Below are 12,040 nucleotides of genomic sequence, written 5' to 3'. Positions count from 1 at the left end.
CGGTAAATGCCGCCGACCAGCAAGCCTTCCTCGCTCCAGTCAAACTGAAACGCCTCGCCAAGAGCAAAGGTCAGCGGCACAAAGGCCTGCGACGCCTTGCCCTGTCCCCCTCGCCAGGCACGGATAAACGCGGTGAGCTGGCTGTAGCCACCGTCATAACCTTCGGCTTTGATTTGCGCCAACAGCGCCTTGGCACTGCGCCGCTGTTGCTTGGGCCGCAGCGAATCGGCTTTTAGCGCCTGCTCCAGCGTGGCGTGAAAAGGGCTGAGTTTGTTGAAGATCGCGCGGCGTTGGTAGACCGGCGGCTTGGCCTCAGGTGCTCTGACCCACTTGCGAATCGTGTTGCGCGCCAACCCGGTGCGCTTGGCTATCTCATGCAGCGACAGCTTGTCGCGGAAATACATCCGGCGAATTTTGCCCATCATTTCCATACTGATCACCCTGTGTTCTCCTGCTCAATAATTGAGCAGAAGCAGTTGAACACCTGGGTCAGTTTTCAGTCGGCAGAACAGCCTCTACTGGGTCAGTTTTCGGTCAGCGGCAACACGCAGGCGCACTGGGTGTTCTCCGGCTCGTGACGAATCACGGTACGCGGAAATTGCGGCGGCAGCGCTGTGCGCTTGGGCTGTTGGCGTGGTTCGGCTGGGGTGGCCGGGGGATTGACGGCTTTCAACTCCGCCTCGATGGCGGCGATGTCAGTGTCGAGCAGGTCATCCAGCAAGCTGCCTTGGTCAGGGCTCAGTTGCTCGCTACGCTTGGCAAACTTGTGCCGTTTGTACCAAGCGATTTCGTGTGTGAGCTGCTCAATGATGGTTTGATCACGGTGGATTTTCTTGCCCATCACGTCGACCTGCGTCAGCAACTGCGCGGCCAGTGTGCGCAGTTGCTCAGCTGTCAGTTGGTCGAGATTGGGCGAGGAGTTCATGCTGCTGATTGTGCCAGAGCAGACGCTCTGCGCAGATACACCGATGGGCTAATGGCCGGTGCTACAGCACTGTGATCGCGCCGCCCGCACCGACCCGCTGCCAGGGCAGCCCCAGTACCAACGCCTGAAGTTGCTCTGCGTCGAGTTCAACTTCCGAGCCGTGGCGGATGCCTGGCCAGTGAAACCTGCCTTGGTTCAATCGCCGTGCGGCCAGCCAGATACCCACGCCGTCATGCACCAGAACTTTCATGCGGTTGGCGCGACGATTGGCAAAGAGATAGGCGCAGTGCGGCTTCGCCGCACCGAACACCGCCACCACGCGGGCCAACGCGGTTTCAGTGCCAGCACGCATATCCATTGGCTCGGTGGCGAGCCAGATACTATCCACGCGGATCACTGGCCGAGCCCACGGACAAAGCGGGCGCATCCTTCAGGATCGGAGGCTGGCCATTTCACCGTGACCGATTGCTCGCCCAGCGGTAGCTCGATAATCACCACTGCTTCAGCTGGTCGTTTGGGCGTAACCCTCGCAGGAACGAACGCCGGCAACGCCGCTGGCAGTTGATCTCGATAAAGCGGTAGCCACTTGCGAATGACGTTGGCGTTGATGCCGTGGCGGATGGCCACGCTGGAGACGCTCGCACCGGGTTGCAGGCACTCCTGAACAACCTGGGCCTTGAATGGTTTGGGGTAAGAGCTTCGTTGGCGCATGGAAATCCCGGCGATAAGGGCTATCGCGTCCGCTTAAAAATACGCGGACACCATCGCCCTTAATGCTGAGATTCGGAAGGTGAGTTGGCCGGACGCTTACTACTTTTTAAGCTACTGAGCCATTTATCGCTCAGCCGCTACAACGCTAGGCGGAGTGCCAGAGCGAATCTTCGCTGATTAGCATGCCGTGCAAAACCACGAAGGTTTCATCTCGGATCTGTAATTTAAGCGGATCGCGCTTGACGATGACCCACCCCTCGCGGAGGAGATAATCAATGTGCGCGCGTAGCGCTGGGAGGTAGCGTTGCTCTTGCATGGACCAGTCCTTTGTTACCTGCAGAATTGCCTTAACACGGCGAATAGAACTACCACGCACACCATCAATCATGTGAGGAAGCATAGTGGCTTCTCGCCTGTCATAACAGCGCTAATCACTGGGATGTGAAAACCAAGAGCCGAACATCACTGGAGGCAGCTGGCTTGCACTGCTACAACGCCGTGACCGCAAAAGCGGGCATCAAGCGCGATCTGAAAGACGCCTGCGACGCCGAGCGTTCGCAAACACCGCAGCCAGCCACTGCTTGATCAACTCAAAGCCTGGCTGGACAAAACCCAGCCGCAGGTTGCCGGCAAGACTACACTGGGCCTGGCCGTGAACTAAGTGGTGAGAAACTGGATCGCTAGATCGAAGCGGTAAACCTGCCCATCGACAACAACAGCGCCGAGAACGCCATCCGCCCGTTCGTCATCGGCCGCAAGAACTGGCTGTTCAGCGACACCCCCAAAGGCGTCAGCGCCAAGGTCCACAGCCTGATCGAAACCGCCAAAGCCAACGGCCAAGAACGCTACGCCTACCTGCGCCACCTTCTTGAACACCTGCCAACCGCCAGCAGCGTTGGGAACTACGAAGCGCTGCTCCTATGGAACTGCTCGCTGGCTTCTGTCCTTGCGCCCTGAAAAAAACTTCGTTCTTCTGGACGGGTTTATGGAGGTCTTACAGAGAAACGGGAGTTCAGCATCTAATGATCGGGGGATATGGGCAGATGGGCGTTATGGCGCGGTACGCAGAAACCGTTCTCGTAACACGTGTCTACCCCAGCCTAAACGAACACTAGCGGCATTGAACACTGCGTATTTTTACAGCCCCGAGCCTACGCCATGCCGTATGTAACCAAGTATCGGTGAAGATATCGGTTTCATCGTACGGCTCAGGAAGCAGGACGTGCGTATATAAAGTAGCCAGAGAGCTTTTTCAGCCTCTCTTAAATTCCAGAAGGCATATCAATTTAAGGCACTTTTCTTAGAACTGGCCGCTGCCCTAAAAAGCACCAAGACAAAATAAAATAGCGTTCAAATAACTTATGGACCCCAATGCACGCGGTAATTGTAACAAACAAAGCAGTCACTACATGCACAGCAATACTTTCAACACCAATATAATGCAGAGCTACTCTAGCTGCAGCAAGAAAGAACACATGAAACAAAAATATTGTATATGAATAACACCCAATATACGCAAGAAAACTGGATTTCAGCCTTGAGTAATATAAAGTCGCACAACCGGAAAAGCCGATCAAATAACCACAAAAGCTGATCTTTCCTACACCTCCAAAATTTGACTGCATATAATACTTACCGACAAGCCCAACCAATAACGAGCAAACCAATACAACCTTCAAAAACCTCGACAGTTCAAAGCCATAAAGGCGCAGCAGACTGCCCAGTAAAAAATAGGGCAGCAGGTATATAAATCCCGAAAACGAGAAAAACTGGATGCCTGCAGGCATATAAAAAGATAAAAATACCGAGGCAAAAAAAGAATAGAGCAAACTCTTTCGATCGACCCCTACCGTCAACGACAGGAAGACTAAAAACAAAAAAACCAAAAATATTGCATGGATAAACCAATAATGAAAGCGCGCATAGTAGAGAATAGAAAAATAGTAGCCAAGCCCTGACGCTTCGACTTGCACATGGGAGTAGCCACTATTAGCCTGAACGAATAAAAACGCTCCACCAACACAGATAAGCGGCAAATATAAACGCTTAACCTTACCCACCAGAAGCACAAGCTCTTCGCCTTTATTTAAACCTCTGAAAGAAAAAACCACACCACCAAGAAATGCAAAAAGCGGCATCCTTAGATTCTCAAATAGCACATTAAAACTTGACCACGGCGAGTCCGATGGCAGGCTAAGACCCACGTCCGAATCACTGCCAATAATATGGAATACCACAAGGAGAATACAGGCCACTCCCCTTAGAGAATCTAAGTGTGAAACTCTCATGCTACTGCTCACAGGAAATTGTATTAGAAACAAAAATAGCCGATATGCTCATGGTGATAAAAAATTACCGACACTAGGACTTAAGCAAGCTTATATTTTGAATAATTCAGCGCTGTCAGAACACGGCCGACCATTGAGCCCGGCCAGGCACTAAACAGACTCATCTAGGCAGATTAGTGTGCGGACTAAGAATATGGGGTTGCCCAATACATAGCGCTGAAATAAGCGCTTCGGTTCGCTCAGCAGGCGAAATACCCACTCACAACCCAGACGGCGCAGCCACTGTGGAGCCCGGGTGACTTTGCCGCCGAGGAAATCCAAAATCGCCCCCCCGCACACAATCAGGCACGGCGCGCCATTAACAGCCAGCCTAGCGGCAACAACTTCCTGCTTAGGCATGCCCATACCCAACACGATCAACTCGGGCTGCAGTTGCTGCGCTAAGTCGAGGTAGTGTTCCACCTCAGCAAAACCATGCTCGGCAGAAACCACATTTACCGCAAACATGGTTTCGCTACACTGCACAGCGCTCATCAGAAAGGGCTCTTCGGTGCCCCAGAAGGCCACACGGCGCCCCTTATAGGCCGCCAGTAACTTGGGAATAAAATCGGTCCCATTCATATTTAGTCCCGGCGTTAAGCCAAGCCGGCGAAACAGGATGGACATGCCGGAACCGTCTCGTAACAGCACATCAGCAGCCGCGAGGGCGTTGTAATAATCGCGGCTACCCGCCACTAAGTTCATGGCATGGGCATTGACGAAGCCCAGCACTGTCGTCGCCTTCGGCTTCGACAAACATTCAATCAAACGTTGTTCATCCTCGGGATCGCCGACCACCCGGAGTTTGTCGACAAGCGCGCGCCAGCGTTGCTGCCAAGGCAAAGAATCCATCAGTGCTCATCCCGTTTCGAACGAACCCAATCGACCTGGCGCTTGAACAGAAAGCCCAGGTACAGGGGAATTTTTTTCGCGGCGTAAAGGGGCGCATACAACAGAGACATGAACGAAATAATCTCGCGCCCGCAACGAGACCACGCAAGCAGGATGGTGCTGCCCAACATTGCCACCCCGACCGTTGCAATCATCGCCGGCGCCAGCAGCCCGCTCAGGGCAAACAGCAGCCAGGCCAAGAGGAAGGCCGCAATAGCCACCAGGGTCAATAACGCCAGCGGCGGCACCAGCAGATCGAGGGTCATGCCCAACAGCTTCCAGTTACCCCGCCCAAGCGCCTCGACTAGTAACTTGGGCGCATCGCTGAGGATCACCCCGAGGTGCCCATGCTCCCAGCGCGTGCGCTGGCTGCTCAACCCCTCCTCACTGCGTGGGAAACAGCTGCTGACCCTGGCATCGGGGCAAAACAATGGCGGTTTGCCGTTGCGGCAAAAGTCCAAGCCCATCTTCAAGTCTTCGACTATGTGGCCGCTGGCGAGGTCGATCAGCGTCAGATCGCGCCAGACAAAGGCCATGCCCGACCCCATCAGCTGACAGGGCCAGCCGAGCCGCACCCAACCGCTCGGGCGAAGCAAGTTCTTCACGCACCAGGCGAATTCGGCAATACGCACTTTCAAGCCTGAACCTGGCGGCGCATGCATCAGATACAGCGCCTGGGTCGGCCGCCCGGACTGGATGCAGCGGACAGCCAGGCGCTCGATCGCACCTTCGCTCACCTGACAATCAGCATCGACAATAATCAGCACGTCAGGTGCATCAGCTGCCAGATAACGCACGCCAAAATCCAGCGCATAGCCCTTTCCACGCTGCTGTTCATTGCTGCGCTCGGCTACCTCCGCTCCCGCAGCCCTGACTAACGCGGCGGTGTCATCCTTACAGTTATCAGCCACCACCAGCAGCCGGTCGCCCTCACGCAACTGCGGCAGAAGGCTATTCAGCGTTGCGGTAATGACTGAAGACTCATTGTGCGCGGGCACCAACACGGCCACGCGCGGGCGCACTACCGGCGATGAAGGCTTCGACCGCACAGGCAGGCAGGCAAGAACCACTTGCAGGAACAGCACCAGTACCGGCAACAAGATGATTATCAGCACTGCGCTCAATAACCAATTGAGAAAAATCATCATGCTTGCGCCTCGAACAACACGGCCAACTTGGCGGCCTCGGTATCGATGTCGTGCCTCTCGAGCACCCGCTGATAAGCCGCCTCGCCCATGCGCGCCAGTACCTCAGCAGATTGCGCTAGGCAGTCCGCCAACGCCACGGCCAACGCTTCAACCGATCCAGCAGGGAACAACCAGCCATTCTCACCGTGGCAAACCAGCTCCGGAATGCCCGCGACATAGGTGGTCAGCACCGGCCTGCGCAACGCCATCGCTTCCATAATCACCACTGGCAAGCCTTCAGCAAAGCTTGGTAACACCAGGGCCCGCGCCGCGAGGATTTCCGCCCGTACCTGCTCGCTGCTTATCCAGCCGGTGATACGCACCCGCGCCTGCAAGCTGTAACGCGCGATCAATGCCTCGATCTCGGCACGCATCTCGCCATCACCGGCCAGCACGATCTCGAACTCAAGCCCCTGCTCGGCCAGCAAACCGGCGGCCTGCATCAGCAACAGCTGGCCCTTCTGCTCACACAGGCGGCCCACGCATACCAGGCGCGGCGCTGTGGGCATGGCGACTGGTGGCACATCGTGAAACGCGCGCTCCAGCCCGCAATGCACCACCTTAACCTTTGCCCAGTGCGCATGTTCTACCCAGCGAAACAGCTGGCTGCGCCCATAGGAGCTGATCGCCACAACGAAAGCCGCCCGGCGCACCTTTTCGCCCAAATGAATAAACTGCGGCTTATCGAATTCTTCCGGGCCATGCACGGTAAAGCTGTAGGTCGGCCCTCCCAAGGCTTCGGCCAGCATCACCACTTCCGCGGAGTTGGTGCCGAAATGCGCATGCACATGGGTTGCACCGAACTCGCGCAACCAGGGCAACAGGCGACAGGCCTCCGCCAGATAGACCAGGTGGTATGGCCAGGCGCGGTCGGCGCGCAGGCCCATGCGCAACGCCAGCAGGAGTGCCGAAAAGAACCGTCGTGGCTGCTCGCGCAGCGTCTGCAAAACCGGCAGCAGCAAACCCTTGATGCCCTCCTGCAACACATAGCGTGTGCGCCCGCGCTCGCGCAGATCCTCATCATCCACCAATTCGCCATCCCAGCCGCGCAAGGCGATGCGTTGCACCTCGAAACCGTTGCGCTCCAGCGCGAGAATCTCTCTGCGGATAAAGCTATGGCTGACCTTGGGGTATTGATTGATAAAGTAGGCAATACGCATCGATTCAATCTTCCTGACAAGGTCGAGGTTTAACAACAGCAGGAACGCCTACCGCCATACAATTATCCGGCACATCAACCAGCACCACAGCATTGGCACCAATCACCACATGATTGCCAATCCTTATCGGCCCTAATATTTTTGCCCCTGCGCCAATATCCACATGGCCACCTATCTGCGGGGCTGCGCCAGAACCGCGCGTCCCGATCGTAACCTGCTGGAAGATCAGACAATTGGGGCCGATTTTCGCATCCGGGTGGATAACCACACCGTTGGCATGGGGTAGCAACAAGCCACCCGCTATCTGCGAGGTGATAGGAATATCCGCCCCGGTGATGACACTCCAGAAGCGATGACGAAGCACCGCCCACTTCTGCAGCAATAACGACAGTGGGTTATGCGAACCACGACGCTGCTGGTAGGCGCGGATGCTCGCGAGCAATGCCCGCGAGGGCGCCCAGGCAAACGGCGCCTTGTGCTCACGCAACATGTCAGGAATTTCAGCCGATGGCACAGACACTCTGTTCACCTATTTATATTCGATCAGCGTCGTCTTGCCGGCACCAACCCGACTCAACAGAAACTTGACCTGACCGAGCATCTCCGGAAACTTGCCCAGCACCAGAAACAACGCCGGCAACCAGTTCTCGCGAGCGCTCCCCTCTCCCCGCAAGGCGAGTCGCGCAACCTGCAACGGGTAGACCAGCAGCAGAATCAGCCCCAACCAACCCAAGATCAGGCAGGCAAGTACAACGCCCACAGGTATGCCCAGCCCCCATAGCCAGGCACGCCGAGACTCACGCAGCCAGTGCCGCTCAGGTGAGGCACCATGCAGAAACGCCCCCTCGGCAAACGCGTGACCACCGCGCAGCGTGCGCCGCCACCACTGGCCAAAGCTTGTCATAGCGGCATCATGTAATGTCATTTCAGCGTCCAAACGCCAGACTTTCCAGCCGGCCGCACGTAGTCGCACGCATAATTCCGGCTCTTCTCCGGCGATCAGATCGGCGCGGAAACCGGCCTCAGCCGTGAAGGCATCGGCCCGCATCAGTGCGTCGCCCCCACAGGCTTTCGCCTCACCGATGGGGGTGTCCCATTCAAGGTCACATAAATAATTGTAAATAGAGCGTTGCGGAAACCGCTCACGACGCCGACCACAGACCACAGCAACCGAGGGATGCTCTTGTAGAAACGCTTGAGCCTTGGCCAGCCAATCAGCGGCTACCTCGCAATCACCATCGACAAACTGCACGTACTCGATTCCTGGCAGCAGTCGCTGCAAACACTGGAAACCTTCATTGCGCGCACGCGCGGCCGTGAAGGGCAGTCTCATATCCAGCGCGACAACCTCAACCCCAAGCCCTTGTGCCATTTGCACGGAACCGTCAGTTGAGCCGGAGTCGACATACACAACCTTGTCAGCTGTACCGAGCAATGATGTCAGGCAGCGTTCAAGACGTCCGCCCTCATTACGACCGATAACAACTACACCGACGCCTGTAGTCATGATCTTCACTCAGCGCCGCATCAGCGCGTTTTTGAACAGACGTAAATAGGCCGCGCCATGGCGCACTATCGGCATAGTGTCATACCAACGCAGGTCATGGATGTCTGTGCGTGACGCACGCTGGAAGCCAAGCTCTGGGGTAACCAGGACGGTCTTGAACTGCGGGTTCGCACGCCTGAACCAGTTGTAAGCACCATCGACATGCATAGGCCCCCCTTCGGGATCTCCCGCAGGCCGACTCAGTATTTTTTCCAGATAGTGCACGGCCGCCGAGATCGCCTCGCCCTGAAAAACCACGAAATGGGTCGTCCCGATCAGCTCATCCGGTTGACTCTCGACTATCCCGTCATGGGCCAGGCCGCGAGAAGGTTGCGCAATGTGGTAACCGCCATAGAACATTGACCAATTGGTACTTGCCAGCCGTTCGATAACAGACGCAATCCGCACATTGAAATTCGCGGCAAAGTCCAAGTCGTCCTCGAAGATAGCCACACGTTGCAACCCCAGCCGCTTTGCGGTGCGTAAAACACTCAAATGGCTCATAAAGCAGCCCCGGGCACCAATGCTGGGAAACCCTTCAGGAGCATCTGGACGCACCGCTGGGAAAAGCTCAATGTTTGTACTATCCAGCCTCAGCCCGATAGCTTTTAGCTGAGCAGCTATTTCAGCTTGGCGATCCGTACGCGCAGGCAGATTGATGATAAAAATTCGTTCGAAATAGTCCAGTGGATGACTCATTAGGATTCCTTAGTCCCTACGCACAGGCTGATAAAAGATAATCGCTGAAACGCTTGCGGGCATTTTTTGAGTTCCATTACTGACTTTTCATGGTTATCTGCGGCTTGACAGCCAGTACTACAGAGTTTGCGGGCACAGACTGAGCCAACACGGCATTTGCGCCGACAAAACTGTCATCACCAATTTCGATACCGCCCACGATTACCGCTCCGGTGCCAATATCGCAGCGATTGCCGATGACGGGCTTCAGCCACCTAGGATCACCCCGATGTTTAACGCCAAAGGTGGTGTTCTGTCGGATATGCACATCATCGCCAATTGCCAGTGCGCCCAACACCATGCCGCCGTGGTGCCAGATGCGTACACGCCGGCCAACCACCACGGTGTACTTGAGGCTAATGCCACAAAGCCATTCGACTAGTTTTTCCAGGATCTTGTAGAGCAACGAGAGCGGCATCCGCAGCAAGCGGTTACCAATACCCATGCGCCAATTACCGAAGCGCTGCACGGCCAGCGCCCAAAACCCCTGGCTGAACAAGTCACGCTCATGGGTAATGAAGTCCTCCTTGATCAGGGCCATAAACCCGATCCCAGGCGGATTGCAATTACGTGTGCCGAGTAAAACATCGGACTCGGGGCGAATATCGGAAGACTCGACCATAGCGTCATGCCTCACAGATAGTTATAACGCAAGAAGTCCCACCATAAACGAGGCGGGTCCTCACAGGGCTTGCGCCGTAAGCACTGCCATAGCCGGCCGAGCGGATAGCTCAACAGCCAAGCCAGGTTCGCCATATGCAGGTAAAGGCCACCAAAATTCTTACGGAAAAAATACGCCCTGGAATCGAACCAGTACTTGGGCCTGCGTTTGAGCATGCGGGTAGACCCCGTCACCCCGGAAGCCTGGCCGACCAGATGCACCACGCTAAAGTCCGGCCAGTACCAAACCTGAAAGCCTTGAGCCTGGGCGGCCAAGCAGTAATCAGTTTCCTCGAAGTACATAAAGTAGTTTTCGTCCATAAGGCCGACGCGTCGCACAACATCGGCCCGTATAAAAAGACTGGCTCCGCTGACCCAGTCGACCGGAACAGCGACCGGGCTAGGGGCTGGCGCTACCTGAAAACGCTGCAGCAGTCGCGAAACCGGACCGAAAGCCAGAGCCGAATCCACTTCAGAGAAAATACTCGGTTTCCTGAAGGCACTACGGCGCACCGTGCCATCCTCGTCCTCAACTTTTGAACCAATAATGCCGACCAGTGGGTTCGTCTGCATAAACTCCAACAGCGGCAAAATACTTTCGTTCTTCAAATAAGTATCAGGGTTCAATAGCCACACCACATCGGCAGAAACATCAGCAAGCGGCAAGAAGTATTGGCGTAACACTTCGTTATTGCCGTAGGCAAAACCACCATTGCGCGCCGACTGCATAAAAGTCGCCGGAACGCGCAGCTGCATGTTCGCAAGGCCCTGCTGAAGAACTTCCGCCGAGTCGTCGCCGGAACAGTTGTCAATCACCACCGCACTGACATCCAGCCCCGGGTGAACAATCTTCTCCAGCGAGCGCAAACAGTCCAACGCCAAGCCTGGCGTACGGTAATTAACAATGACAACTAACAGCCTCATAAAAAACCTCGCACTTTTTAGTGTGCTCACGCGAATGACTTCGTACAGATTTAACTACACATCACCAACAAGAACGACAACCAAAAGCAATCAATCACACCAGCTTATATTAGGATAGCGGCCAGCCATGGAAAACTCATAGACCGCACGATTCTTCCCATAAGAATTATCAAAAAAATGCACTTCTTTATTGAGCAGTAACGAAACAATACATACATGCAATCTATCTGTACGCACCACATCGAATTGACTGACAAAGCCAATAAAAGACCGCGCCGCAATTACAGAATCTAAAGCTGACATACTATCTGCCGCGAGCATCTGAGAGACATCAAAATTAGCCAATGCATCGGCCCTTCCAGTACCCTCAACGTCCCCCCTAAATGAATTAAGCGTATTACGCTGACTTGCATTTTTAAATCTATGGAGCAAAACTCTGACAAAGCGTTTTGCAGTCCTTAATGGCCTATTCAGCCAGGCGCTTTCAGAAATTCCTGCAGAAGTTAGTAACGCCGAAACATCAAGAGATAAAGCAACATCATCCATTAAGTGTACTTTTGCACACGTTACAAACTGCGAAACATAATCATATGAAACCTGCTCCCTGCAAATAATATCCACATTCGAGCCTAATGCAGAAACCAACTCCGAATAGCCGACGATGGTGTGAGGAAGAATAACAAGGCGCTTCGCATGCTCATGATGCCGAGAGATAAAATTCCTGGCATTCGGATAAGGGGCGACTAAATTACCACCGCCACCATAGAAAATCACTGCCCCCTTGGTTTTAGACGGATCAATATCCAAAGGAACAACACTATAGTCAATTCCGAGCCGATCAAGCATCTGATATTCTGCACAAGCGATTACTGAGTCACCCGCATTACCTGGGTTCGGCGCAAATAGCACACGCTCACCAACAAAACTTTTTAAGAAAGCCTCAATATTAGAATTCAAATCAACACCCCCCA

General features: G+C 54.8%; 14 protein-coding genes and 2 pseudogenes. 1 reads left to right on the top strand and 15 read right to left on the bottom strand.

Going from position 1 to position 12,040, the window contains the following annotated elements:
* The 5 genes and pseudogenes from SOP97_RS02745 to SOP97_RS02725 form a co-directional block, all read right to left on the bottom strand.
* A partial coding sequence (locus SOP97_RS02745) for an IS21 family transposase (protein ID WP_459349890.1) occupies positions 1–431 on the bottom strand: 431 nt, incomplete at its 3' end.
* A 116-nt stretch (positions 432–547) separates the two neighbouring features.
* Positions 548–925: pseudogene (locus SOP97_RS02740) on the bottom strand (transposase domain-containing protein); the annotation flags it as partial.
* Positions 926–986: 61 nt separating this feature from the next.
* Entirely contained in the window at positions 987–1,313 is a 327-nt protein-coding gene (tnpB, locus tag SOP97_RS02735; protein WP_322948157.1) for an IS66 family insertion sequence element accessory protein TnpB, read from the bottom strand.
* 5 nt (positions 1,314–1,318) lie between these two features.
* A complete protein-coding gene (tnpA, locus tag SOP97_RS02730) occupies positions 1,319–1,636 on the bottom strand; it encodes an IS66-like element accessory protein TnpA (protein ID WP_322948156.1) in 318 nt (105 codons plus the stop codon).
* A 145-nt stretch (positions 1,637–1,781) separates the two neighbouring features.
* Positions 1,782–1,952, bottom strand: a complete 171-nt coding sequence (locus tag SOP97_RS02725) for a hypothetical protein (RefSeq protein WP_322948155.1) — start codon at positions 1,950–1,952, stop codon at positions 1,782–1,784.
* A 197-nt stretch (positions 1,953–2,149) separates the two neighbouring features.
* Between SOP97_RS02725 and SOP97_RS02720 the strand changes: the two are divergent.
* A pseudogene (locus SOP97_RS02720) lies at positions 2,150–2,593 on the top strand (IS66 family transposase); the annotation flags it as partial.
* Positions 2,594–2,922: 329 nt separating this feature from the next.
* Here SOP97_RS02720 and SOP97_RS02715 read toward each other — a convergent pair.
* The 10 genes from SOP97_RS02715 to SOP97_RS02670 all read right to left on the bottom strand — a co-directional run bounded on the left by SOP97_RS02715 (position 2,923) and on the right by SOP97_RS02670 (position 12,026).
* A complete protein-coding gene (locus SOP97_RS02715) occupies positions 2,923–3,924 on the bottom strand; it encodes an acyltransferase (RefSeq protein WP_322948154.1) in 1,002 nt (333 codons plus the stop codon).
* Between the two features lie 150 nt (positions 3,925–4,074).
* Positions 4,075–4,815 (bottom strand): WecB/TagA/CpsF family glycosyltransferase, encoded by a 741-nt coding sequence (locus SOP97_RS02710; RefSeq protein WP_322948153.1) that lies wholly within the window; start codon positions 4,813–4,815, stop codon positions 4,075–4,077.
* Positions 4,815–6,002: a glycosyltransferase family 2 protein gene (locus SOP97_RS02705; protein WP_322948152.1), complete on the bottom strand. Its 1,188-nt coding sequence runs from the start codon at positions 6,000–6,002 to the stop codon at positions 4,815–4,817. Before SOP97_RS02705 ends, SOP97_RS02710 begins: the two co-directional genes overlap by 1 nt.
* Positions 5,999–7,201, bottom strand: a complete 1,203-nt coding sequence (locus tag SOP97_RS02700) for a glycosyltransferase (RefSeq protein WP_322948151.1) — start codon at positions 7,199–7,201, stop codon at positions 5,999–6,001. The genes SOP97_RS02705 and SOP97_RS02700 overlap by 4 nt, the downstream gene beginning before the upstream one ends.
* Before the next feature lie 4 nt (positions 7,202–7,205).
* Positions 7,206–7,691, bottom strand: a complete 486-nt coding sequence (locus tag SOP97_RS02695; RefSeq protein WP_322948150.1) for a serine O-acetyltransferase — start codon at positions 7,689–7,691, stop codon at positions 7,206–7,208.
* A gap of 39 nt (positions 7,692–7,730) precedes the next feature.
* On the bottom strand, positions 7,731–8,708 hold the full coding sequence (locus SOP97_RS02690) for a glycosyltransferase family 2 protein (RefSeq protein WP_322948149.1): 978 nt from the start codon (positions 8,706–8,708) through the stop codon (positions 7,731–7,733).
* A 9-nt stretch (positions 8,709–8,717) separates the two neighbouring features.
* The gene (locus SOP97_RS02685) at positions 8,718–9,446 is read right to left on the bottom strand and encodes a glycosyltransferase family 25 protein (RefSeq protein ID WP_322948148.1); all 729 of its coding nucleotides are present in this window, start codon (positions 9,444–9,446) and stop codon (positions 8,718–8,720) included.
* 76 nt (positions 9,447–9,522) lie between these two features.
* A complete protein-coding gene (locus SOP97_RS02680; protein WP_322948147.1) occupies positions 9,523–10,107 on the bottom strand; it encodes a serine O-acetyltransferase in 585 nt (194 codons plus the stop codon).
* Between the two features lie 11 nt (positions 10,108–10,118).
* Complete coding sequence (locus SOP97_RS02675) at positions 10,119–11,099, bottom strand: glycosyltransferase family 2 protein (RefSeq protein ID WP_322948146.1); 981 nt, start codon at positions 11,097–11,099, stop codon at positions 10,119–10,121.
* 60 nt (positions 11,100–11,159) lie between these two features.
* Positions 11,160–12,026 (bottom strand): polysaccharide pyruvyl transferase family protein, encoded by an 867-nt coding sequence (locus SOP97_RS02670; RefSeq protein ID WP_322948145.1) that lies wholly within the window; start codon positions 12,024–12,026, stop codon positions 11,160–11,162.
* Positions 12,027–12,040 lie beyond the last annotated feature (14 nt).

It is taken from the genome of Pseudomonas spirodelae (assembly GCF_034653255.1).
GTDB classification, from domain to species: Bacteria; Pseudomonadota; Gammaproteobacteria; order Pseudomonadales; family Pseudomonadaceae; genus Aquipseudomonas; species Aquipseudomonas spirodelae.
Note: the sequence above shows the minus strand (reverse complement) of the source record. Positions and strands in the feature narration are given on the sequence as shown.

Coding starts and splice junctions, on each gene's coding strand:
- tnpA (WP_322948156.1), bottom strand. CDS start 1,636: ATGCGCCAACGAAGCTCTTACCCCAAACCATTCAAGGCCCAGGTTGTT.
- SOP97_RS02725 (WP_322948155.1), bottom strand. CDS start 1,952: ATGCAAGAGCAACGCTACCTCCCAGCGCTACGCGCGCACATTGATTAT.
- SOP97_RS02715 (WP_322948154.1), bottom strand. CDS start 3,924: ATGAGAGTTTCACACTTAGATTCTCTAAGGGGAGTGGCCTGTATTCTC.
- SOP97_RS02695 (WP_322948150.1), bottom strand. CDS start 7,691: ATGTTGCGTGAGCACAAGGCGCCGTTTGCCTGGGCGCCCTCGCGGGCA.
- SOP97_RS02710 (WP_322948153.1), bottom strand. CDS start 4,815: ATGGATTCTTTGCCTTGGCAGCAACGCTGGCGCGCGCTTGTCGACAAA.
- SOP97_RS02680 (WP_322948147.1), bottom strand. CDS start 10,107: ATGGTCGAGTCTTCCGATATTCGCCCCGAGTCCGATGTTTTACTCGGC.
- SOP97_RS02705 (WP_322948152.1), bottom strand. CDS start 6,002: ATGATGATTTTTCTCAATTGGTTATTGAGCGCAGTGCTGATAATCATC.
- SOP97_RS02690 (WP_322948149.1), bottom strand. CDS start 8,708: ATGACTACAGGCGTCGGTGTAGTTGTTATCGGTCGTAATGAGGGCGGA.
- SOP97_RS02700 (WP_322948151.1), bottom strand. CDS start 7,201: ATGCGTATTGCCTACTTTATCAATCAATACCCCAAGGTCAGCCATAGC.
- SOP97_RS02685 (WP_322948148.1), bottom strand. CDS start 9,446: ATGAGTCATCCACTGGACTATTTCGAACGAATTTTTATCATCAATCTG.